Origin of the sequence: Natrialba magadii ATCC 43099 (assembly GCF_000025625.1) — an archaeon.
Taxonomy (GTDB): Archaea; Halobacteriota; Halobacteria; order Halobacteriales; family Natrialbaceae; genus Natrialba; species Natrialba magadii.
Genome location: NC_013922.1, coordinates 2,615,149 through 2,638,870, shown reverse-complemented (window position 1 = coordinate 2,638,870; position 23,722 = coordinate 2,615,149). Strand labels below are relative to the sequence as shown.

General features: G+C 64.0%; 21 protein-coding genes and 1 pseudogene. 14 read left to right on the top strand and 8 right to left on the bottom strand.

Annotated elements, in window-relative coordinates:
• The first annotated feature begins 35 nt into the window (after window positions 1-35).
• Window positions 36-593 carry a DUF5815 family protein gene (locus NMAG_RS12330; protein WP_004215239.1) on the top strand — a complete coding sequence of 186 codons (558 nt, stop codon included), beginning with the start codon at window positions 36-38 and terminating at the stop codon, window positions 591-593.
• A gap of 22 nt (window positions 594-615) precedes the next feature.
• Here the strand turns inward: NMAG_RS12330 and NMAG_RS12325 are convergent, their stop codons facing one another.
• On the bottom strand, window positions 616-1,029 hold the full coding sequence (locus NMAG_RS12325; RefSeq protein WP_004215240.1) for a DoxX family protein: 414 nt from the start codon (window positions 1,027-1,029) through the stop codon (window positions 616-618).
• A 365-nt stretch (window positions 1,030-1,394) separates the two neighbouring features.
• Here NMAG_RS12325 and carB point away from each other — a divergent pair, with 365 nt between their 5' ends.
• Window positions 1,395-4,565 carry a carbamoyl-phosphate synthase large subunit gene (gene carB, locus NMAG_RS12320; protein ID WP_004215241.1) on the top strand — a complete coding sequence of 1,057 codons (3,171 nt, stop codon included), beginning with the start codon at window positions 1,395-1,397 and terminating at the stop codon, window positions 4,563-4,565.
• Window positions 4,566-4,586: 21 nt separating this feature from the next.
• On the opposite strand, the gene NMAG_RS12315 is transcribed toward carB, so the two are convergent.
• The 5 genes and pseudogenes from NMAG_RS12315 to NMAG_RS12300 form a co-directional block, all read right to left on the bottom strand.
• Window positions 4,587-5,207, bottom strand: coding sequence for a DUF7519 family protein (locus NMAG_RS12315; RefSeq protein WP_004215242.1), 621 nt, complete (start codon window positions 5,205-5,207; stop codon window positions 4,587-4,589).
• A 92-nt stretch (window positions 5,208-5,299) separates the two neighbouring features.
• A pseudogene (locus NMAG_RS20995) lies at window positions 5,300-5,953 on the bottom strand (DUF58 domain-containing protein); the annotation flags it as partial.
• 12 nt (window positions 5,954-5,965) lie between these two features.
• Window positions 5,966-6,568 carry a DUF58 domain-containing protein gene (locus NMAG_RS20990; protein WP_004215244.1) on the bottom strand — a complete coding sequence of 201 codons (603 nt, stop codon included), beginning with the start codon at window positions 6,566-6,568 and terminating at the stop codon, window positions 5,966-5,968.
• Window positions 6,565-7,152, bottom strand: coding sequence for a DUF7269 family protein (locus NMAG_RS12305; protein WP_004215245.1), 588 nt, complete (start codon window positions 7,150-7,152; stop codon window positions 6,565-6,567). The genes NMAG_RS20990 and NMAG_RS12305 overlap by 4 nt, the downstream gene beginning before the upstream one ends.
• Window positions 7,152-7,661, bottom strand: a complete 510-nt coding sequence (locus tag NMAG_RS12300; protein WP_012996692.1) for a DUF4129 domain-containing protein — start codon at window positions 7,659-7,661, stop codon at window positions 7,152-7,154. Before NMAG_RS12300 ends, NMAG_RS12305 begins: the two co-directional genes overlap by 1 nt.
• 385 nt (window positions 7,662-8,046) lie before the next feature.
• Between NMAG_RS12300 and NMAG_RS12295 the strand changes: the two genes are divergently transcribed.
• Entirely contained in the window at window positions 8,047-8,268 is a 222-nt protein-coding gene (locus tag NMAG_RS12295) for a hypothetical protein (protein WP_004215247.1), read from the top strand.
• Between the two features lie 54 nt (window positions 8,269-8,322).
• Here NMAG_RS12295 and NMAG_RS12290 read toward each other — a convergent pair whose 3' ends face one another.
• Window positions 8,323-9,981, bottom strand: coding sequence for a hypothetical protein (locus NMAG_RS12290; RefSeq protein WP_004215248.1), 1,659 nt, complete (start codon window positions 9,979-9,981; stop codon window positions 8,323-8,325).
• 204 nt (window positions 9,982-10,185) lie between these two features.
• Between NMAG_RS12290 and NMAG_RS12285 the strand changes: the two genes are divergently transcribed.
• From NMAG_RS12285 to NMAG_RS12240, 11 genes are all read left to right on the top strand, one after another.
• A complete protein-coding gene (locus NMAG_RS12285) occupies window positions 10,186-11,004 on the top strand; it encodes an ABC transporter ATP-binding protein (RefSeq protein WP_004215249.1) in 819 nt (272 codons plus the stop codon).
• A 145-nt stretch (window positions 11,005-11,149) separates the two neighbouring features.
• Window positions 11,150-11,986 carry a hypothetical protein gene (locus tag NMAG_RS12280; protein ID WP_004215250.1) on the top strand — a complete coding sequence of 279 codons (837 nt, stop codon included), beginning with the start codon at window positions 11,150-11,152 and terminating at the stop codon, window positions 11,984-11,986.
• A gap of 85 nt (window positions 11,987-12,071) precedes the next feature.
• Complete coding sequence (gene folP, locus NMAG_RS12275; protein WP_004215251.1) at window positions 12,072-14,594, top strand: dihydropteroate synthase; 2,523 nt, start codon at window positions 12,072-12,074, stop codon at window positions 14,592-14,594.
• Between the two features lie 245 nt (window positions 14,595-14,839).
• A complete protein-coding gene (locus NMAG_RS12270) occupies window positions 14,840-15,565 on the top strand; it encodes a hypothetical protein (RefSeq protein WP_004215253.1) in 726 nt (241 codons plus the stop codon).
• Window positions 15,565-16,644: a glucosidase family protein gene (locus NMAG_RS12265; protein WP_004215255.1), complete on the top strand. Its 1,080-nt coding sequence runs from the start codon at window positions 15,565-15,567 to the stop codon at window positions 16,642-16,644. Before NMAG_RS12270 ends, NMAG_RS12265 begins: the two co-directional genes overlap by 1 nt.
• A gap of 142 nt (window positions 16,645-16,786) precedes the next feature.
• On the top strand, window positions 16,787-16,939 hold the full coding sequence (locus tag NMAG_RS22135; RefSeq protein WP_004215256.1) for a hypothetical protein: 153 nt from the start codon (window positions 16,787-16,789) through the stop codon (window positions 16,937-16,939).
• Window positions 16,940-16,947: 8 nt separating this feature from the next.
• A complete protein-coding gene (locus NMAG_RS12260) occupies window positions 16,948-17,994 on the top strand; it encodes a YeiH family protein (RefSeq protein ID WP_004215257.1) in 1,047 nt (348 codons plus the stop codon).
• A 298-nt stretch (window positions 17,995-18,292) separates the two neighbouring features.
• Window positions 18,293-19,339, top strand: a complete 1,047-nt coding sequence (locus NMAG_RS12255) for a PstS family phosphate ABC transporter substrate-binding protein (RefSeq protein ID WP_004215258.1) — start codon at window positions 18,293-18,295, stop codon at window positions 19,337-19,339.
• Window positions 19,340-20,317, top strand: coding sequence for a phosphate ABC transporter permease subunit PstC (gene pstC / locus NMAG_RS12250; protein WP_004215259.1), 978 nt, complete (start codon window positions 19,340-19,342; stop codon window positions 20,315-20,317). It begins immediately after the preceding gene.
• Window positions 20,317-21,177 (top strand): PstA family ABC transporter permease, encoded by an 861-nt coding sequence (locus NMAG_RS12245; RefSeq protein ID WP_004215260.1) that lies wholly within the window; start codon window positions 20,317-20,319, stop codon window positions 21,175-21,177. The genes pstC and NMAG_RS12245 overlap by 1 nt, the downstream gene beginning before the upstream one ends.
• Window positions 21,174-22,043 (top strand): phosphate ABC transporter ATP-binding protein, encoded by an 870-nt coding sequence (locus NMAG_RS12240; protein WP_004215261.1) that lies wholly within the window; start codon window positions 21,174-21,176, stop codon window positions 22,041-22,043. The genes NMAG_RS12245 and NMAG_RS12240 overlap by 4 nt, the downstream gene beginning before the upstream one ends.
• A gap of 46 nt (window positions 22,044-22,089) precedes the next feature.
• Here the strand turns inward: NMAG_RS12240 and NMAG_RS12235 are convergent, their stop codons facing one another.
• Window positions 22,090-23,514, bottom strand: coding sequence for a hypothetical protein (locus NMAG_RS12235; protein WP_004215262.1), 1,425 nt, complete (start codon window positions 23,512-23,514; stop codon window positions 22,090-22,092).
• Window positions 23,515-23,722 lie beyond the last annotated feature (208 nt).

Here is a 23,722-nt window from a genome sequence, read left to right as displayed (position 1 = left end):
TCGCCCTTATCCCCAATCCGACCTAATCCTCGCCGATGGCAACTCCCCGTGTCCCGGGTCCCGAGGACGAACGGCAACTCGAGTTACCCTGCGGTGCGACGATCGATCCGCACGAGATCGATCTGGGGATGCGCGAGTTCACGTGTCCGGGTGGCCCCGACGCGGACTCCTGCGGAGAGACCCACGCAGTCGTTACAGACGTCCACCCGCCCTCCCGGTTCTTCCCGGAGTCGCTCGTGACGATTCTCCAGGAGACGATCGACACGGAGGACGATTTCGGCGAGTTCGGCACGCCCCATCTCATGGGCGTGGTGTTAGAGGAATTTCCGGAGAAAGTCGTCACGCACGACGCGAGTGACGACGGCGCCGTGGGATATTCGATGGTCTGGGTGACGGACTTCGATGCGCGGCGACTGCACGAGATTATCGTCGAACTGGTCGTCGAATTGATGGAGCACGCGATCAGCCACGCCGAGGACGATACGGCGGTAAGCGAGTTCGAGTCGCAGATGCTCGAGTTCGACGTGAGCGAGTTCGTCGAGCAGTACCGCCAGCAGCGCGATTTCGAGAGCGAGCACGACCGCGCGCTCTGAGGAGAGGTTGGTTGAAGCTGCTCTAGAGCCCGACGTTCAACGCGTAGGGCCAGTGGGTGCTACTCACGACGAGGAACAGCAGCGCACCACCGCTGCCGTAGATATTCTTGAGGAAGCTGTTGAATTCGTCCTGTGCGTCCGCGCCGTCGACGTTCCAGAAGTCGTGTATCGTGATCGCTGAGACGGCAAGGAAGATAGCGAGTCCCGCAGCGCCGACTGCTGGGAAAATCCCGAGGACGATGGAGACACCGCCGAAGACGAGCAGGAGACCGCTAAGGAGGACCGACGCTGTCGGCGCTGGAATGCCCTTAAACTCGGCGTAGCCCGCCATCTCCTCGACGTTCAGGAAGTGATTCAGACCGGTGAACGCAAGGACGCCGCCAAAGAGCACTCGTGCAAGGACGAAGAGCACGTCGGCACCAGGCGCGTCAAACATTAGGCAAACACCTCTCCTTCTTGACTGCTTTGGTTATCATGTCGAACGTATACAAAGTCACAGACAGTAGCTGAGTTCATCGCAGTAGCTGGTAGGCACTCGAGTACATATATCAATTCCCGGACATCGACGACACCGCCTGACGAGCGTGTTACTAGGTGCGGGTCGGGACAGTACGCGGTTCGAGTTCAGGGGCGACTCATACCCGAGCCGACATGGAGCGGTCTGGCTACCGACAGAACGGCCGCTCGACGCGTTGATTCGCTTCGGTTTCACGGACGGTTCGAATTTCGAAAAACCATTTCGAGAATCGTATTGTATCGTGGGGCTTATTACGATGTGCGAACTTCGAACGGACAAGACCAATGAGTACGGACCACGACGAGACTCCAGGGGACGGACGTACGATCCTGCTGATCGGGAGCGGCCCGATCCAGATCGGGCAGGCCGCTGAATTCGACTATTCGGGGGCTCAGGCCTGCCGGGCGCTGCAAGAGGAAGGCGCTCGCGTCGTCCTCGTCAACTCGAATCCGGCGACCATCATGACGGACCCGGAGATGGCGGACGAAGTCTACATCGAGCCGATCACCACCGACGCCATCGCCGAGATTATTCGGAAGGAGAACCCCGACGGCGTCATCGCCGGCCTCGGCGGCCAGACTGGCCTCAACGTCACCGCCGAACTCGCCGAGGAGGGCATCCTCGAAGAGTTCGACGTCGAGATCATGGGCACACCACTCGAGACGATCTACGCGACCGAGGACCGCGACCTCTTCCGCCAGCGCATGGAGAAGATCGGACAGCCGGTTCCCGGCTCGACGACGATCACACTCGAGGAGGGCGAGTCTGCGACGAGTCTGAGTGAGGACGACCTGCGCGAGCGAGTCGAGGCCGCCGTCGACGAGGTCGGCGGGCTGCCGGTCATCGCGCGCACGACGTACACCCTTGGTGGCTCCGGGTCGGGCGTCGTCGAGGAGATGGACGAACTCATCGAGCGCGTCCGCAAGGGGCTTCGCCTCTCGCGCAACAGCGAGGTGCTCATCACCGAGTCCATCGCGGGCTGGGTCGAGTACGAGTACGAGGTCATGCGCGATGCCGACGACTCCTGTATCATCATCTGTAACATGGAGAACATCGACCCGATGGGCATCCACACCGGGGAGTCGACGGTCGTCACGCCCTCCCAGATCGTCCCCGACGAGGGTCACCAGGAGATGCGTACCGCAGCGCTCGACGTGATCCGGGAACTCGGGATCCAGGGCGGCTGTAACATCCAGTTCGCCTGGCACGACGACGGCACGCCCGGCGGCGAGTACCGTGTGGTCGAGGTCAACCCGCGTGTCTCCCGTTCCTCCGCGCTGGCCTCGAAGGCAACCGGATATCCAATCGCCCGCGTGACCGCGAAGGTCGCCCTCGGCAAGCGCCTCCACGAAATCGACAACGAAATCACCGGCGAGACGACCGCTGCCTTCGAGCCCGCGATCGACTACGTCGTCACGAAGGTGCCGCGCTGGCCCAAGGACAAGTTCGACGACGTCGACTTCGAACTCACGACTGCGATGAAGTCGACCGGCGAGGCGATGGCCATCGGCCGCAGCTTCGAGGAATCGCTGCTCAAGGCGCTGCGCTCGAGTGAATACGAGCCGGATGTCGCCTGGGCCGACGTGAGCGACGAGGAACTCGAGTCCCACTATCTCGAGCGCCCATCCCCCGACCGTCCGTACGCGATGTTCGAAGCGTTCGAACGCGGCTACAGCGTCGAAGAAGTCGTTTCCCTGACTGGCATCTTCGAGTGGTACACCGAGCGCTACAGCCGCATCGCGGAGTCGGTCCGCGCCGCACAGGAAGGTGACTTCACCGAGGCCGCGATCGCCGGCCACACGAACGCCTCGATCGCGACCACCGCCGGCACCGACGTCGGCTCCGTCGAACAGGAAGTCCCTGGCCGCACGTACAAGCAGGTCGACACCTGTGCCGGCGAGTTCGAGGCCGAGACGCCGTACTACTACTCCGCACGCCAGAACGAGTTCGAGTCCGGCCCGCTCGAGGGCCAGGCCGCTGCCGGCGAACTCGAAGTCGACCCCGAAATCGAGAGCGTGATCGTCGTCGGCGGCGGCCCGATCCGCATCGGCCAGGGGGTCGAGTTCGACTACTGTTCGGTCCACGCGGTCCGCGCGCTCAGAGAACTTGGCATCGACGCCCACGTGGTGAACAACAACCCCGAAACCGTCTCGACGGACTACGACACCTCCGACGGCCTCTTCTTCGAACCGATCACGGCCGAGGAGGTTGCAGACGTCGCCGAAGCCACCGGCGCGGACGGCGTCATGGTCCAGTTCGGCGGCCAGACCTCCGTCAACATCGGCGAACCGCTCGAGGACGAACTCCACCGCCGTGGCCTCGACTGCGAGGTCATGGGGACGAGCGTCGAGGCGATGGACCTCGCTGAGGACCGCGACCGCTTCAACGCCCTCATGGACGAACTCGAGATCGCCCAACCAGAGGGTGGCACCGCCTTCTCCAAGGAAGAGGCACTCGAGTTGGCTCACGATATCGGCTACCCCGTGCTGGTCCGCCCGTCCTACGTGCTCGGCGGCCGCGCGATGGATGTCGTCTACACCGATGAGGAACTCGAGACCTACATCGAGGAGGCAGTGCGTGTCAGTCCAGAAAAGCCGATTCTGGTGGACGACTTCCTCGAGAACGCGGTCGAACTCGACGTGGACGCGGTTTCCGACGGCCGAAACGTCCTCATCGGCGGTATCATGGAACACGTCGAGAGCGCCGGTGTGCACTCCGGTGACTCGGCGTGTATGATCCCGCCGCGCTCGCTGGACGACGACACGCTGGCTCGCGTCCGCGAGGTCACAGAGGACATCGCTGAGGCGCTAAAGACGAAGGGCCTGATGAACGTCCAGCTCGCCGTTCAGGACGGTGAAGTGTACGTGCTGGAAGCGAACCCGCGCTCCTCGCGCACCGTTCCGTTCGTCTCGAAGGCGACCGGCGTCCCGATCGCCAAACTCGCCGCGAAGGTGATGGCCGGCGAGACCCTCTCGAGTCTCGAGGCGACCGAGCAGGTGCCGGACCACACCTCGATCAAGGAGGTCGTGCTGCCGTTCGACCGCCTGCCGGGCTCGGACCCACGTCTCGGTCCGGAGATGAAGTCCACCGGCGAAGTGATGGGAACCGCAAGCGACTTCGGTACGGCCTACTGGAAGGCTCAGCAGGCTGCGTACAACGCCGTTAGCGAGGGGACTGCAGTTGTCGACTTCGACGTGGATGGCTTCGAGACCCACTTCGAGATCGCCGAGTTCGACGACGTGCCGCAGGCGATCCGCGAGGGCGAGGTCGACTTCGTCGTCAGCCGCGACCGCGACTCGCTGGAGATGGCCGTCGAAGAGGAGATTCCGTATCTCTCGACGGAAGCCAGCGCCGAGGCGTACGTCGAGGCGCTCGACGCGTTCGAGGGAGAACTCGAGGTCGACTCTATCAGCGAGCGACCGAAGCACGCTGCGAAGTGGGGTCGCAACGAGTAACCCTGTCGTCTGGCCACCAATTTATCGTTCCGACGGAAACCGGAAGAACGCGAGTCCGAAGGCAACCACGGCAATCAGGAGTGCGCCGATCCCGAGAAGTGACGGGGATTTTGTTGGAAGGAGCGCAACGGTGAGCGTCAGGAGAAGGGCGACCCCGCCGACGAGTCCCGTCGCTGCGATGCTCGTGAACTCGAGTGCAGCCGTTTCGGTCTCGCTGTCAACCTGTTCGCCGAGCGAAATTCCACGTTCGGCGGTATCCCATGAGACGAACAGCAGCGAGACGGCACAGACCGATCGCCAGAGCGGCGGCTCTCCGATCACCGTGTTCGCGATGAGTCCCAGAAATACCAGCGCCAAACCCGTGAGCGCGAGTCCGCGAAGCCACAGGACGTACGTCGGTAACAGGGCGATCGCCAGCAAGGCGACGCCAATGCTACAGAGCAGGATCGAAACGAGCCCCAGCAGTGACGGGGCGAGAGCGAGTGCACCGACGACCGCGCCACCGCCGACTACGATGCCGATTCCTGTGAGTATTCGGCCGCCGATTCGGACGCCGCGGTGCCGAAGCGTTGTGCCGCCGGTGAAAAACACGATTCCCGCCGCGAGGACGAGAAGTGGCGCGATCTGGAACGGTTCCGTCATGCCGACAAAACATGCTGAAACGGCGGTAAAAAGCGATATATACCCGCTTGTCGCGGTTGGGATCCCACTTTCGGGACTGCTCGGAAACGACGTCACTGTCGGAGCCCCCGCTGGATCGCCGCCTCGAGCGAGTGGTCGGGTTGCCAGTCGATCACGCCGGTTCCGGTTCGACGGAGCGAGTTGATTCGATTGTCGCGCTGAAGACGCGCCAGTTCGGATCCAAGCGACCGGTCCGTCGTCACATCGGGTGAGAGGACCGTCACCGAACACCCCGCTGACTCGAGTGTTCGCGCCGCAGTGAGTGGCTTGTCGTCCAGAAGCGGGGAACAGAGGATGACGGCGGCTCCGCCCACCAGGTGGGTTTCGACCGTTCGAACCTGCTCGTCGAACGGTGTGGCTTCCGACCCTCGTTCCGACGTCGGCGGATCGATCGGGACGAACCCGTCGGCTTCGAACTCGAGTGCCCGTCGAACCGTCGCGACGTGGTGTGAGCCGCTGCCCGTTGGAATCCACTCGAACTCCTGGCCTAGCACTGCTATACCAACTGATTCGTCCCGTTTTTCGATCGTATCGAGCACTGCACGGGCGGCTGCGACCTCGTAGGCCACCGCGTGCGGTTCGTCGGGGGTGGACGCGTAACACGTTGCTCGCGCGTCCAGACAGAGGACGACCGAGCGCGATTGCTCGTCGCGAAACCGGACCGTCGAGAGCGTTCCGGAGCGAGCGTATCTGTTCCAGTCGATTCGGGTTACCGGATCTCACCTCCGATACGCTCGCACTGCGTCGAACTCGAGTCCGTCGCCAGTATCGACGGCGGCGTTCGATCCGGGCTGGCGTCGCCTCGTACGTTCGATCGGAATCGTTCGAGCGGTCGGTTGGCACGCGAGTACCGTCTCGGTCTCGAGTTCGGCCACAACTTCGGTACTTCCGGCGAGACCCCGGACGAGAACGGACGCCGGTTCGAACCGGTGCACGCCGGGGGTCACAACCACGGTGTACGAGAACGCCGTCTCTTCGCCGGGGGAGAGAACTGCCGTGTGTCGAGCGGACCCGTCTTCCACGGCGAGCAGTCGAGGAACCCCGTCCGCAACGCGGAGATCGAAAATCGGTCGTCGGCTGGCGTTTCGAATCGTCACGGTGACCTCGACCGCCTCGCCGCTCGCGGGTCGGTCCACGGAGAGCGTTCGATCGATCTCGAGTGCCATCGCGGACATTGGCGCGAGGTAGCCGTACGCCGCGAACACGAGCGCGGGAACCGCAAGCAGGAGCGTTGTCGGTTCCTCGAAAAGAACGCCCGTCCCGATTGCGCACAGTCCGGCGACGATGGGGACGTTCCACCGGACGGTGCGTCGTGGCGTCACCGGCCGTCCACCTCCCGGTCCTCGAGTGCCAGTACTGCCTGCACTGTTCGTCGCAATCGGCGAGTGAACCGAAGACGGTCAGTCATCGATTCGAGACGGGTTTCAGTTCGCTCTGAATCGGTGCGGACGAACGCTGCTGCGATTGGATCGTCCGTCCACGTTCCGTTCGCTATCATTGCTTCGGCCGTCGTTTCGTCGCAGTCGGTCCGTCGGACGAGCGTTCGAACGATGGTTTCGCGCATCCGTTGTCGAAGTCGGCGGCGTCGGTGCCGTGGCAGGGACGCTGGCCAGCGACTATCGACGACCCGCTCGACATCGCGTCCTGGGGCTGGCGTCGGCGGAACCTGTCCGGGTGCGGTTGGCTCGGTCTCCGATGGATCCTGCAACGGAAAGACACCGAACGGAATCAGTGAGGTTGCAAGCAGGAAACACAGCGTGAAGATTGAAACCAGGAGCAACTCGTCAGACCACGGCCACCGAATCGTCGTCGCCGCTGTCGAACTCGTCACGAGAACGAGTCCTGCGGCGAACGACAAGAGGCCCACCCCGACGAGCGTCGTTCGAACGAGAGAAACCGCCCCCATCAGACGTCACGGGGTTCGTCCGCGTCGGTTGGAGTCCGATTCCGCGATGACGCCTGGCAGTCCGACCCGTATCGCGCCTCCCTGAACCGCTGCGTTACGGTTTCGACGGACGACTCGTCGTACCCGGAATCGACGGCCTCGGTCGCCCACTCCGCGGGCGTTCGGGACCGAGGACTGCTCGCGTCGATTCCCTCAATTAACTCGAGCCACTCTCGAGTGGCTTCGTCCGGTGCGGTTTCGGGAGGCCAGGAATCAGCAGGTGTCTCGTTCTCCGCCGGTTTTCGAGCCCACCACCGGGGATTCACTACGGTGGGTGCCAGCGCGAGTGTCGACGACGGAAGCCGACGCCGCGAGAACACTCCGGTGGCACCCACGACGAGGACGATGAGGGCGAGAAGAACAATCGGGTACGCGGCGTGGGCAACGGTAAAAAGCACTTCGAGGGAAGATCCGGGTGCGGAACCAGACGTGGCAGACTCGAGGTCGATACCAAAAAGACTGAGCAGCATATCCAGAACTGCCATGACCGCGGCGAAGATCGATAGCGCTGACCCACCCCCATTCTCAGCCGCTAGGTCCGGCGCTGGAGACGACGAAACCGACGCCGTCTCGAGGGCTGACGCCGAGAAACCGAGCGCAACGGTAGCGAGGAGGGCAGATCCAGCAACAACGGACCGTTCAAGACGCACGTTATTCGAAATTTCGTCCAATAATACAAAAATTTATTCATAGTATCGAAGATAGCGATCGAAATGGCCGGTCACTCGAGGGCGCATCAGTCGAACCGGTCAACCGCGTACCGGGAGCGAACTGCGAGATTGAAGGGATGTCGAGGACGTGCTGTCAGCGACTGAGATACGACACTCTATATGGGTCCAGTCGCAACGGTCGACTATGACTGAGGAAGTCCCGGTTCGGCGGACCGACCTCTACGCCCTCGTGGTGATCTCCGTCGTCGGTGGGTTCGTGTTGGCGTCGTGGATGATGACACCGGCACTGTCGCCAGCGTTCGCAAACGCCATCTTTGTCGGTATGATGTTGCTCGCGTTCTTCCTGTTTATTCCGGTGATGGGTGTGCGGCTGTTTATCGAGGATCGGAAAAAGGAGGAGTCGTGAGCGGACGACGGGTGTACGTCGGTTCTAGCAGCGTTTCAGCCCTCAAATCCAGCCCTAGTCAATCCGATACCAGTCGAACTGCTCGACCGCGTAGCGGTAGGCAACCGGCGGCGCAACGATGCCGGCGATCAGCACCGCCCACGCGGCCAGCGTGAGCTGGTCGCCAGTAATCGTGAACTCGAGTTCCGGGAGCAAAGTGATGAGTGCAGTGGCGATTTCCGCTGCCACCGGTGCGGCCTCCGTGTACAGCACGACGGCGGCCATCGTCGGCAGGATGATCCCCGCTGAGTAGACGAGGAAGGCCATCTTGCTCGGCATGACCGCCTCGCTGTTACTGGTGACTGCCACCGAGCCGAATCGGGGGAACGCCGAGCCGACACCGACTGCGAGTGCCGGCGCGACGAACGCCCCGAGGATGGTTCCGGTTGCCAGCACGGCGGTCTCCTCGAGTGAGAGTGGGCTGATGATGCCAACCGAGAGCGAGACGACGACGGCGAGCGGGACGCCGACGAGTGCGCTCGCGATGAGACGGCTTCGGACGGCCGTCTTCCCGGCGACTGACGAGGTCATCACAGCAGGCAGCGCCCGGCCGAAGTCGCCGAGCGGGTTGAGTGCGAACAGGACGCCGGTTCCCCAGACGACGTACAGACAGAGGAGCACGGCGATGTAGCTAGGAATTGTCCCGGTCTCGATGATCTCCTGTGCGAAAAAGAGCATGCCGAACAGCGGGTACGCGGCGTAGGCGAGCCGAATCGGTGCGCGCTTCGTTCGGCGGATCGCCGTCACGGTCATCGTCCTGACTGGCTTTGAGAGGCCGTGATCGAGGAGTCCAGACAGTCGGTCGGTACCCTCACCAGTCGCGGCAGGCTCTGAGTCGTCCTGGATGCGTGCCGGGTCAGCGTACCAGTGAACGCGGGCGGAGACGACGCCGATTGCGACGGCGACCGGAATCAGGACGGCCGAGCCAACTATCGCGCCGACGACGGCGGCGGGGTCGGGGTCGATCGTCGGAATCCCGAGGAAAAGTACGTGGCCGAACCAGCCAAGTGGGCCGTCGCCGACGAGGTCGAACAGGAACGTGGCGACTGTATCGAACCAGCCGGTGGCGATCGAGCCAAAGTAGGCGAGTGCGAGGAGAACGATAACCGGCGTCCGGTAACGTGCGATCGGTTCGTAAACCGTCAGCAAGTGTCGCGCCCAGGTGCCGACCACGAAGCCGATGGGAACGGCAGTAACGAGCAGGAGAACGGCGACGAACGGAATCGCGAGCGCGGGGAGTACCGTTCCTGCTCCGCTTGCGAACGCAGCGGAGTAGACCACGACTGGCGGCACGAGCCAGATTGCAAAGAGGAGGATCTCGGCAACGATGTTGCCGATTACGGTCGAACGGAGTGGCGCGGAGGGCAACACGAGCGCGGGCTGGTCGAGGTTCGCGGCGGCGGTAAACGTTCGAATCCCCGCCATGAGGATGAGAAAGAGCCAGGCGAGTGCGGTGACGCCCGAGACGATCTCGAGTGCAATCGGTGCGTCGACCGCACCGGTCGCGACCTCCTCACCGAAGGCAGGGAGGATCAACAGCCCAACCGCGGTGATGGGACCGAGCGCGAGGAGGGCGATTCCGGCCATCATGAGCAGTTTCATTCGATCGCCGACGACCGTCCGGATCGTCCGTCGGACTTGCGTTCGCGCGATGACGGTTGCGGGCGAACTCATCGGGGATCACCGGGGTGTGGTGTATACCCCGTCGAGAAAACGGCGAGAGCGAGGAATTGAAGGGCCATACTGACCGTTGAACGATGATCGGCATAAACAATTCGGACTGTTGTCATTCTCTGTCAGGGCCGGGTGACTAACCGAGGCGACGCTACCCTGATAAGTATGTCACAAATTTAACTCCCTGTACACGAAACGATCAGTATGGCCCGCGATAAGTCCGCTGAACCGGCGGCGACGCCCGAAACAGCCCCTGCCATCGTCACGGACGATCTCACGAAGCAGTACGGCGACACCACTGCCGTCTCCGGCCTGACGATCGAAGTCGAACGCGGCACCGTCTACGGCTTTCTCGGCCCCAACGGCGCCGGTAAGACCACGACGATGCGGATGCTGACGACACTGACACAGCCCACGTCGGGAACTGCCCACGTCGCCGGCCACCCGATCACCGACCGCGAATCCGTCACGCCACACATCGGCTATCTCCCCGAGGAGCCGCCGATCTACGACGAACTCTCGGGCCGCGAGCAACTCGAGTACGCCGCCGGTCTGCGGGACCTGCCGGACGAGCAAGCGAGCGAGCGAATCGAGAGCCTCCTCGAGCGGTTCGACCTCACCGAAGACGCGGATAAGCGCATTTCGGACTACTCGAAGGGGATGCGCCAGAAGGTCGGTGTTATTCAGGCGGTGCTGCACGAGCCCGCAGTCGCCTTTCTCGACGAGCCGACGAGTGGGCTTGACCCGCGTGCGGCCCGGACGATGCGCGAGACGATTGCGGATCTGGCCGATCAGGAGATGACCATCTTCCTCTCGACGCACATCCTCTCAGTCGTCGACGATCTGGCCGACCGGATCGGCGTGCTCCACGATGGAAAACTCGTCGCACAGGACGACCCCGAGACGCTGAAGTCACGTGCCGAGACAGCAGAGACACGCAGCCTCGAGGATGCGTTCCTCGAGATTACGAAGGATTCCGCCGACGATTCAGCAGGACTGGCTGCGGAGGGTGGACTCGAGTAGTCGGGTTCGAGTTCGATCCGGATGCGGTTCGGGTCCGATGCAGATTCGATCCGTGTTCGATCCGAATTCGATCCAGTCCTCATTTCAGTCCCGTTCCAGACTGATTCCAACACCCCTCCACATCGGAACCCAGGAGAGATTGAGTATGACAACAGCGGACTCACCACGCCGACCATCACTGCGCTCGCTCGCTGCTGGTGCCATCGGTGGCCTGCTGAACGTCACGTGCATACTGGCGCTCTTCGCCCGTGGGAACTACCCGGTGCTTGACTCTCCCACACAGCTCGCAGTGCTCGTACTGGCAGGGTTCACGCTGGGGTTCGTTGCACTGTTTATCACGTCCTATACCCGGTTACTGACTCCTGCCGTTGGCTTTCTCGCTGTTCTTGCGGGGGCGGCATACCTCGAACTCACGACACCGCTGCCAGAGTGGGACGAGCTAGGTGGCTACGTGATCGTCGACGGCCCGACGCACGTCTCGAGTTACGCCCACACGTGGTACGTCTGGCTCTCGCTGGTCGTCGTGGCCGGGCTCGTCGAGTTCGGACTTCGGCGGGGGTACGGCGTCGGCGATGGACGACTTCGAAACCTGCCATCGTTCCCGCTCTCACGGATCGGTCTCGGTCGGACTGTCGCCACCGCTGCCGGACTCGTCGGCCTCGCAACGGCGCTGCTCGTGCTCCGGGCGGGAATTCAGCCGTCGGCGTCGGTACTCGTCGGCTTCGTCGTCGCGACTGCCGTCGCCGCGGTTCCGCTGGCGGCGCTGTTTTCGCGCGGGCTGGTCATCCCAGTTGTCCTGTTCGCGCTGGTTCCATACGCGCTCGCGGTCGAGGTGTTCCTCACCACAGACAGCCCCGTTCACATCCTTCTGTTTGGGCCGTACGCGGTCGGTCTGCTCATCGCCGCGGCGGTCGAGTACTGGCTGCGAGCGAAACTCGGCGGCTGGGACGGTGGGCGGTTCACAGACCACCAGTCGACGTGAGGAACCGGTGAAGAGACCGACGTGCAGTCACCCGAATTGGGGTCGAGTCCGACACCCTAAAGCGGACTGGCTCTGTGGTTCGGATATGGAGTATCACGAGGCGGCGGACGTTCTCTTCGGCTTGCGGCGCTTTCGGCCGAAGCCGGGGACGGCGTCGACGGCGCAGCTACTTGCAACCCTCGACGATCCACACGAGGACGTCGCGTTCGTGCAGGTCGCCGGCTCGAACGGGAAGGGCAGTACGGCGCGGATGGTCGAACAGACGCTTCGCGAGACGGGGCTCTCGGTCGGACTCTACACCTCTCCCCACCTGGAGGACCTCCGCGAGCGTGTCCAGGTCGACGGCCGGAAGATTCCCCGCTCAGCTGTCTGTGCGTACGTCGAATCGGTCCACGACTACCTGACCGAGCAGGCCGCCGACGGGAACTCGCCGACGTTCTTCGAGGCGATGACCGCGATGGCGATCTGGCAGTTCGGCCGCGAAAACGTCGACGTGGCCGTCCTCGAGGTCGGTATCGGCGGCCGGTACGACGCGACCAGCGTCGTCGATCCCGTTGCGAGCGCGGTTACGAGCGTGACGCTCGAACATACCGGCATTCTGGGCGAGACGGAAGCCGAAATCGCCCGCGACAAGGCACACGTCGCACCCGCGGACGCACCGCTCGTTACAGGCGTCACCGGGCCGGTACTCGAGTCCATTCGGGAGGTTGCAGGCGAGGTCGTTACAGTTGGAACGAGGGGTGGGGGGCAGGGAGCGGACGGTGACGACGAGACGACTGCGCCAGACGTCCGCGTCGAGTACGGCGGGCGCGCAAACCACACCGAAGCCGCGGTCTCGATCGACGCCGACGACTGGTCCGTCTCGACGCAGATTCCGCTGCCGGGCACTCATCAGGCCGAGAACGCCGGCATCGCCGCCGCACTCGCACGCCAGATCGCCGACGTGTCGACCGACGAACTCGCACGCGGGCTGCGAAACGCCCACTGGCCGGGACGCTTCGAGGTGCTGGATACCGAGCCGCTCGTCGTCCTCGACGGCGCGCACAACCCCGGTGCCTGCGAACAACTCGCTGCCACGCTCGGAACGTACGAGTTCGACGACCTCCACCTCGTCTTCGGTGCGATGCACGACAAGGACCACCGCGAGATGGTCGCCGCGCTGCCGACCCCCGACGCTGTAATTACGGCAGAGCCGGGACTCGACCGCGCCGAGGACCGCGACGTGCTCGCGACTGTCTTCGATGACGCCGGCACAGCCCAGGTAAAGACGACGCGGAGCGTCCCCGACGCGCTCTCGCAGGCGCTCGCCGACGCCGGTCCCGACGACTGCGTCCTCGTCACGGGCTCGCTGTTCGCCGTCGCCGAGGCCCGCTCGCGCTGGACGACGACCGGGATCACCAAGCGAATCCGCGACCGGTCGGACGCACGGAATGCACTCGAGTCCGCACAGGTTTCAGACGCCGACGTCGACCGCTTCGACGGCGAAGCGGTCCACCGCGTAGTCAAGACGAACCTGCAGTCGTCGCAGGCGAACCGACTGCGAACGGAACTGGTGCGTCTCGGCGGCGAGTGTGTCGTGTCGGGAGCCGAGGACGGACACGAGGAGCGCGTCGATGCGGTGTTGATGGGAACGCTCGCGCAGTTCGAGCAACTGGTATCGACCCTCGATCGCGAGGACGGACTCGAGACGGTTGCGCGTGAGATTGGCGAGACGCTCGGTCTCGAGTCGGCAGCCACTGCGGCTCCGGAGTCAGACACCGCTACAGCCACACCCACCAGCGCCGAGACACCGCCCTGGGCCGACCGCACCGCCGTCATGGGTATCCTTAACGTCACCCCCGACAGCTTCCACGACGGCGGCGAGTTCGACGCACTCGAGGACGCCGTCGAGCGCGCAGAGGCGATGGTCGCGGCCGACGTGGACGTGATCGACATCGGCGGGGAGTCAACCCGCCCCGGTGCAGAGCCGGTGCCGGTCGAGGAAGAAATCGAGCGCGTCGTCCCCGTTATCGAGCGGATCGCGGACCTCGATGTTGCTATCTCGATCGATACGCGAAAGGCGGTCGTCGCCGAGGCCGCACTCGAGGCCGGCGCGGACATCATCAACGATGTCTCCGGGCTCGAGGATCCCGAAATGCGCTTCGTCGCGGCCGAGCACGACGCGGGGCTGATCGTGATGCACAGTATCGATTCGATCGTCGACCCGGACCGCGAGGTGACCTACGACGACGTCGTCGAGGACGTGATCGATCAGCTGTCAGATCGGCTGTTGCTTGCCGAGAAGGCAGGCGTCGACCGGGAGCAGATCGTCGTCGATCCCGGAATTGGCTTCGGGAAGTCGGCGGCGGAGTCGTTCGAGATTCTGGACCGACTCGAGGAGTTCTGCGCGCTCGGCTATCCGGTGCTCGTCGGTCACTCGCACAAGTCGATGTTCGCCCACGTCGGCCAGGGGCCGGACGAGCGGCGTGACGCGACGGTTGCGGCGAGTGCGCTCGCGGCGGATCGGGGTGCGGATCTCATCCGGGTCCACGACGTGCCGGAGAACGTCGCGGCGGTCCGGACGGCGCTTGCAGCGCGGGATCCGGAGCGGTTCGACTGGGAATCATAGTGGGTCGCGGGAGCCGCTTTGGTGGTCTGGTGGTGCCAGAGTCAACCATCCGGTGTCAGTTCGCTGTTGTCGTGCTGCTGTGCTGCCGTGCTGTCGTCCTGCTGTCCTATCGTCCCGTCATTCTGCCATCCTGTTGGTCCAGCACCGAATCGAGTCGCGGTCCGCTGGATTCGTTGCCGACGGTCGCGAGTGTAGTCATCTGCCGGTCCAACTTTCAACCGTCCGGGACGGGTACCATTGTATCGATGACAGCACACACACCCTCCGATCACGGCCGGGATCAGAATCGGGACGACGACGAATCGAGCGGGTACGAATACGGAACCGACGGGGCGGTGTCGCCCGACGTGGGTTCCAAACCGGGAACACTGCCACTGGTTGGCGGCGGCATTCTGGTTCTCTCTGCCGCCCGTGCGCTCCTTCGCGGTCAACTCCGGTCGATTCCGATCGGTGCGGCCGGCGTTGGCCTGCTCAAGTACGGTCTCTCAAAACGCCAGGAGGGCGCTTCCGAACAGACCGATCTCGAATCGTTCGCCGACGAGAGCGATCCAGGAGACAATTCCGCTGCATCCTCTCCGATCGAGTTCGTCACCGACGACTCGGAACCACGATCGAAACCGAGTCTCGACGGCGAGAGCGGTGATCCGCGACGGGCCGAGGCGGAGGACGGGGAGGTCGAAATCGACGTCTCCGAATCAGCGACGATGAGTGAAGCCTCTGAGGCAACCGGGCCGGACCCAACACAGGCAGAACCCGCCCAGACCGAAGGAACGGAGCCGGAGGCGACGCCGAGAGAGGACCTGGCGGACGAACGTGCAGGAGACGCTGGCGAGGACGAAGACGACAGCGAGGCCGAATCCGAAACGGAAGACGACGACAACGCTGGAAGCGAGAGTGAGAGTGAGAGTGAGAGTGAAGACGGGGATGAGAACGATCCCGAGGACGAGAACGACGAGTCACACGCCCGATAATGGGCACACTCTCGGCGACGCGATACTACAGTCGTGAGCTCTGGCGGCGGCTCGCACACTACGGCCACGTTCGCCGACACGGCTACCCCGACCACGGCTCACTCGAGCGGGCCACCGAAACGATCCTCGCAGAACGGGCCACCGGTGGCGTCGAATCCGGCGGCCACTTTCACGGTATCTGGCCCCGAGACCTCTGTTTTGCCGCTCGCGGGCTGGTCGCCGCCGGCTACCGCGACACCGTCGCCAAAACCGGTGACTGGCTCGTCTCTCAGCTTTCGGATATCTTCTACACCGACTTTCACACTGGCACCAGCGTCAACGCCGCGACGCCCGCCGAAGGCGTCGACACGTTCCCCGCACTCGTGCTCTTGCTCGCCGAAGCAGACCGACTCGAGTACCACGCCAACGCCATCGCCACACTGGCTGCCCTCCACGACCGGAAATTCGTCGATTCGGAACTCGGTCTCGTCACCGGTGCTGGCAGTTCGTGGTGGGACTCGGCTGCCGCGCCGCGGGAAGCCTACAACACCGCGCTGTTGCTCGCAGCGACGGGGGTACTCGAGTGCCGCGGGATCGAGACGGTGTTCACCGGGCGCTCGGGGGCGCTCCGTAAGGGGCTCGGACGGCTGTGGAACGGCTCGTACTTCGACGAGCACCGGGGCTCGTCGGTGCTCGCGTGCGATGCGAACGTCCCCGTGCTGTACTTCGGCCTCGTCGAGCCGTCGGTGGCTGAGACGATTGTGGATTCGCTTGGGGTACTCGAGACGTCGAACGGACTCAGATTGCGCGAGGCGTCGTTCTCACGACGAGAGGTGCACCCGTTTTTCTTGCTTCACCGGGACTACCACACCCAGATCTGGCCCTGGAATAGCTTCGCGTACGCGGTTGGTCTCCGTCGGTACGGGTTCGACGAGCGGGCGAGGCGGGAGGCCGAACGCGTTGAACGCTGTCTCGCGCCGGTCGGAACGTTTCTCGAACTCTACAGGGTGACGGGGGAGCCGTACGTCAAGCGTGGCTACGCAGCGGTTGGGGACTTTACCGTTGCAGCGGCACTCTGGCGCGAACTCCAGTCGCTGTGAGTCCAACTGGAGAGACAGCTGACACTCGAGGTGTGCATGCAGCGTCTCATCTCACCACTCTCGTCACAGGTGGGGGCAACAATCTCCGGCATCGGTGACGGAATCGGCAAACGTTAAGTGTGCCAGCGGACCGAACCGATGTATGAACGGAGAGTCTCGGCTGCCATCGCTCGTCGCAGTGCGTTCGCGCTGGAACGCACTCGAGCGTGACTGGCAGAGCGTTGTGGTCGGCGCACTGATCGTTGCGTTCGTGTCGGTGCTCGATGTCCACATTCCCTGGACCTGGAGCTGGTAGCGAACTGAATGGCTCTCTCTCGCCGACTCTTTGGAATCGCTGCACTCTGTCTCGGTGCGCTCGTCGCTCGGTTCTTCTCTGGGACGATCGGTGGGAATCATCTGCTGCTCGCGATTGCACTCGGGTTTCTCCTCGCGAACACGGTAGGCGTGCCGTCGCGTCTCGAGCCCGGTATTGCAACGCACAAGCTCTGGCTCGGTGCCGGAATCGTGCTCATGGGGGCGTCGATTTCGGTCGATGCGATTCGTGAGGCGGGCGGATTTGTGTTGCTCGCAATCGGCCTCGTCGTCGTGACGACGGTGGTGCTCGTCGAAGCGCTCTCTCGGTTCGTCTTCGGACTCACGGACCGACTCGGATCGCTGCTCGCGGCAGGCAGTGGCATCTGTGGCGTCTCGGCTGTCGTCGCCGTCGCCGGTGCGATTCGCGCCAGAGAGGAGTACGTCGCCTACGCGGCCGCGACGGTGCTCCTGTTCGACGCGCTTACGATCGTCGTCTACCCGCTGGTTGGCGATCTACTCGGGCTCTCGGGACAGGTATTCGGCATCTGGGCGGGACTCAGCATGTTCTCGACGGGACCTGTCGTGGCGGTCGGATTCGCCCACTCCGAGCTCGCGGGCCAGTGGGCGACGATCACCAAGCTCGCACGCAACGCGTTGATCGGTGTCGTCGTGCTCGCGTACGCCAGTTACTACGCTCGCGAACAGACGCCCGCGGCGGGGACAGCTGATGGTACTCCCTCCCCCTTCGGTTCACTCCGGTCGACACTGGGCACACTCTGGGCCGAATTTCCCAAGTTCGTCCTCGGCTTTCTCGCCCTGGCTGCGCTTTCGACGCTTGGCGTCTTTTCCGCAGACCAACAGGCATCGATCGAGAACGCCTACAACTGGCTGTTCCTGCTCGCGTTCGTCGGACTGGGAACCGAAATCCGGATCGGACAACTCCGCCAGACTGGTCTCACTCCTGCCGTCGTCGTCCTGCTGGCACTGCTTGTAGTGAGTTCGCTCTCGCTCTTGCTGGTGAGTGTCGCGTTGCCGACACCGGCGGCCGGCCCCTGATTCGCTGTCGGCACTGGTGGCAACATTCTCCGCATCAGGCGAACACTGCCGAGACGGCCCAGAAGTCGACGATGTGGCCACTTGCGGGGTATCCAGCTACTGACCTGCTCTCCGAATCAGAGACTCATGTGACGGACCCATAGCGGGCCTGTTCCGATCGATAACAGGACAATTGCCATCGAATGTGGGATGGTACCATCCAGATGCTGCGGAAAGGATTGCAGGGGCTCGGTTGTTCACCGAAGTGTTGCTGGGTTACACAGCCATTCAAGCGCGTGACGGCTACGGATCTGTACTTATGGAACGTGCGGCCAACCGAACACCGTCTCCACCCGACCGACGCGGACTGTCCCGTCGAGCGGCGCTCAAGGCGGTCGGAACCGGGTCGACACTCGCCCTCGCAGGCTGTCTCACCGGTGCTGATTCTGGCAGTGCTTCGATTCGCATCTCCGGGGGCGTTGGCCCGCTCCCGATGATGCAGGTCTGGGCCGACGAGTACCGGTCCGAGACTGGCGTCGGCATCGACGTCTCCGGCGGCGGCACCGGCGTCGGCGTCTCCGACGTGTTGAACGACCAGGTCGACATCGCGATGATGGGTCGCGAACCCGACGAGGCCGAACTCGAGCAGGGCCTGTTTGCCGTGGCCATGCTCATCGACACCGTCGTCGGAACGATCAACGTCAACAACCCCGTCTACGACGAGATTCGCGAACACGGACTGACGCGCGAGCAACTCGAGTCCATCTTCACTGACGAGGTCACGAACTGGAACGAACTGGTCGACGCGAACGTCGACGAGCCGATCTACGTCTACGGCCGGTCTGACTCCTCTGCAGCCTACAAGCAGTGGGGGAACTTCCTCGGCGGCGAAGACACTGCCCACACCGAGAACGAACTCGAGGACTACGCCGACGGCAACTTCGACGGCGACCAGCAGGTCGCCCAGGCGATCAACAACGACTCGCACGGCATCTCGCTGAACAATCTGAACTACGTCTACGACTTCAACACGGGCGACCTCGAGATGAACATTCGGCCGGTACCGCTCGACCTCGACGGGAGCGGTACGCTCTCGCCCGAGGAGGACTTCTACGATAACCGCGACGAGTTCCTCACGGCTGTCGAGGAAGAAATCTACCCCGCCCCGCCGGCCCGCGAAATGTTCATCGCGGCCAACGAGGAATTCGAGGAGGAAGCCGCCGAGTTCGCCAGGTGGGTGCTCACGGACGGCCAGGAGTACGTCCGCGACCACGGCTACGCCCCGATCAGCGACGAACGACTCGCAGAAGAACGGGAGCGACTCGCGGACCGACACGACGAACTCGAGTTCGAGGTGACGGGCTAGATGTCCTCGACAACGGACCACGGCGCGGGCACGAATGGAAACCCCGGGACGCCACCGAGCACAGACGACGCTCGCTCGGACCGACTCGAGTGGCGGCTGACGATCGAACGGCTGAGCAGCTACTGGCTGCTCGGTGCCGGCCTGTTCGCGATTGCCCTGTTTGGGCTCATCGTCCTGACGCTCGTCCAGCAGTCGATTCCGATCGTCTCCGAGCACTCCCTGCTGGAGATGGTCACCTCGTCGAACTGGGACCCCGCACAGGAGGAGTTCGGCTTCCTGCCGGCGATTGTCGGCACGATCTACGTCACCGTGCTCTCGATGGCGATGGGGACGCCGATCGCGATTCTCGCGGCGATCTACATCGCCGAATACGCCGAGGGGCGGACAAAGATGATCGTCTCGTCGTTCATCGACGTGCTCGCGGCGATTCCGAGCGTCATTTTCGGGCTCGTCGGCCTGATCGTCGTCGTCCCGTTCGTCGGCGACTACCTCGCGCCGGCGCTTGGCGCACACAGCATCGGCCTCGGTATCGTGACAGTGAGTCTGGTAATGGCGATCATCGTCACGCCGTTCATGATCTCGCTGTCGGTCGAGTCACTCGAGGCGCTGCCCGACGAACTTCGTGAATCGTCGCTCGGCGTGGGTGCGACGAAGTGGGAGACCATCCGCTCGGTCCTCCTGCGAGCCGCGGGGCCGGGAATCTTCTCGGCCATCCTGCTCGGCTTCGGGCGCGTCTTCGGCGCGACCATCGTGCCGGCGATGCTCATCGGCGGTCAGACCGCGATTCCGGACAGCCCGTTCGACGCCGGTGAGACGCTACCGACGCTGATCGTCAACGACTTCGGCGAACTGATGAGCCTGCCGCTGACGCAGTCCGCACTCATCCTCGTCGGGCTCATGTTGCTCGTCATCGTCTGGCTGTTCAACTTCGGCGCGATGCTCGTTCGTCGCCGGCTCAAACGGAGGTGGCAGTACTGATGGATCGCTACACCGAACAGCGGCTCTTCGGCCTGCTCGCTCGCGCAAGCGCCGCGCTCATCGTCGGCGTGCTGGCGCTCGTCGTCGGCGTAACGCTCTACCGCGGCGGCCGCGTGTTCCTTACGGACCCGGCAGTCGCGGTCACGCCGCCTGGCTCGCGCTACATGCTCGATGGCGGCGGTGGCTTCCTCCACGCAGTGCTGGGGAGCCTCTTCATCGTCGTCCCGGCGACCGTCATCGCGATAGTGCTCTCGCTCTCGACGGCGATCTACCTCCAGAGCGACTACTCGAGTGAGCGCACCTCGGAGGTCATCAACATGTTCTTGAACGTGCTCTGGGGGACGCCGCCGATCGTCTACGGGGTGTTCGTGCTGACGGTAATCATCGCCGTCGGCGCACAGACGAGCCTGATCTTCGGCGTCATCGCGATCGCGATCTTCCAGTATCCGATCATGACCCGGTACGCCGACGAGGCGCTCAAAGCTACACCGGATACGGTCAAGGAAGCGAGCTACGGGGTCGGCGCGACGCGCTTCGAGACGGCTCGCGTGACCGTTCGCGCGGCCTTGCCCGGCATCATCGCCGGCATCATCATGGGCTTCGCTCGCGGGATCGGTGACGCCGCGACGGTGCTGTTTACCGCCGGGCGGAGCACGCAGATGCCCGGCGGGCCGTTCGATCCGGCGACGACGCTGCCGATCCTCATCTTCGAGCAGGCCGCGTCGTTCAACGCCGAGGTCCGCTCGCACGCCTACGCGGCGTCGTTCGTCCTCATCGTCGCCGTCCTCGCATTGATCGTCGCATCGAAACTACTCGCCGGGCGCTACGCCCGGTTCGCACCAGGAGGGAGACAGTCATGAGCAACCAGCCAGCACTCCGCACCGACAATCTCGACGTAACGTACACCGGAAACAGAACAGTCACCGCACTCGACGGCGTCAGCGTCGACTTCGCGGAGAACGCCCTGACGGCCATCATCGGCCCCTCGGGGTGTGGGAAATCGACCCTGCTAAAGTCGCTGAACCGCCTGCACGAGATCCAGCCAAACGCAGAAATTTCCGGCGAGGTCCACTTCGGCGACCAGACCGTCTACGACACCGACGAACCGTTGCCGGAACTTCGCCGCCAGATCGGCTACGTCCCACAGACCCCGACGCCGCTGCCGATGTCGATCTACAACAACGTCGCCTACGGCCCGAAGATCCACGGCGACTACTCCCGCGAGGAACTCGACGATCTCGTCGAGACCTGCCTGCGGAAGGTCAACCTCTGGGACGAGGTCGAAGACCGACTCGACGACCCCGGCGCAGCGCTCTCGACCGGCCAGATCCAGCGCCTCTGTCTCGCCCGGTCGCTCGCCGTCGAACCCGAGATCCTGCTCTGCGACGAGGTGACCTCCGCGCTCGACCCCATCTCGGCCGAGCAGGTCGAGGAGACACTCGAGTCCCTCAAGGAGGAGTACACGATCATCATGGTCACCCACAGTATGGACCAGGCGCGACGGCTCGCCGACGACGTGGTCTTTCTCTACCTCGGCGAACTCGTCGAGGCCAACGACGCACGGACGTTCTTCGAGAACCCGCAGGCCGACCGAACGAAGGAGTTCATCTCGGGTCACGGGGCGTCGACGTATCTCGAGGGGTCCGCAGACGAGTCCGACGCTGCGTCCGGCGCGGATGAGCAGGACGGTGACGCCGGCGATAAGCCGGCTATAGTCACGCAGTAGTCGATCCACTACCTTTCACGACGAACGCCAGCCGATCCACTCCCTTTCACGACGAACGCCAGCCGATCCCGTACGCCGAGGCAGCGTCGTCGGCAATCGAATCGAACCGGTCGAACGCCATCGGTGCGGGGTGGGCGTAGCGGGCGCGGATCGTCTCCGGCAGGTCCTCGTGATACCGGACGTGTGTTTCGATGTCGTACGGGAACTCGGTCTCGTCGACGCCGACGAATCCGTACTGGTCGCGTGCCCGGCTGAGGACGGAGCGCCAACGATCGATCGATCCCAGGCCAGCGGAGTCGACGCCGTGGGCGAACAGAGTCGTCCAAATTTCGTCGTACGGCTCGACGCCGTCCAGATAGGAATCCAACTGTGCGGCGTCGGGTTCGGTGGTGAACGGCGTCCAGTAGGGCACCGAACCGGTTCGGAGAGTCCACCACGGCTCGACCAGTGCGAACGACTGGACGAACAGCCGGTCGACCGGTCGGCCGAGTTCCGCGTAGCGCTCGCGGTACCGATCGGCGACGAAGGTACTCAGCTCGTGTGGCTCGTTGAAGCGCAGTCGCCGGACGTCGTAGCCGTTCTCGTCCGCAAGGCGGTCGATATCCCCACCCAGTGCTGGCTCGAAGCCCCACTCCGCCTCGGGAACGCGCTCGTCCGGTTCGGGCGTGTACCACCGGTCGCGGTTCGCTCCCTGCTGCTCGAGGAACGCCGCAATCTCGTCGCTCCCCTCGTAGTACTCCTCGGGGTCGAGCCCACCGTGGCCGCCGACCTGGTACGTGTGGCGGTCGTCGATTCTGGCGACCGGCCAGTCGTACTCGCACTCGAGTGTGATGATCGTCCCGTTGGACGCTAACACCGTCTCGATGAACTCCTCGTAGGCGTCGCCGAGACGGCGGGATTTCGTCCGGAAGTAAGCCAGTTTCTGGACCATCAGCCGGTCCTGGTTCGGGTCGTGCATCTGGTGGAGGGTGACGTCCGGGTTGGCCGCGAGGAAGGGCTCGGCGTGTTCGGCACCCCACTCGAGATCCGCGTGGATTGCGTCGGGTGGGAGCGAGCGCGAGACGGGGACGAGAAAGGTCTGTGGAAGCCAGGGAACGCCAAGCAGCGCGGCGAGGTGGACCGCCGCGCCGTTGCTCGAGCCGACGATGACGGCGGGATAGCCGCGGTCTGGGTACTGGTCGACGACCCACTGGCGGAACCGCTCGACGTCGACGTTTCCCAGTTCGTCCGGTGAGACGCCCTCGTTCGCGCCGCCGGTGGTGTAGATTCCGGTTCGAGCGCGTCGCGGCAGTGAATTGAGCCGGGCTGCGACGGGGATCAGCCAGGAAGGAAACATCCCCAGTGCGGGAAACTCCTCGCCGCGAAGCGCGCTCGCCGCCGCACGGACGAACACCGTCGTTGAGTCGAAGTTCGGCAGGCCCGGCGGCGTCGAGTCTTCGCCGGCCAGCAGCCGAGAGAGTCTCAGGGACACGGTCGGCTCACCCCGGGCTGGACGGCGATACCGGGACGAGTGGCGACCTGTCTGCGTGATTCGCGTCGGTGCGCTGTCGAGCGCTGGGCTGCAGTATCAGCCGTCATCGGAGACGGATATCGTACCACAGCGACTCGGATAATACATCGGCCGGCAGGCGACACGCGACGGTGACACTGACTCGTGGGTCGTTGGACGTTCGTCAGCG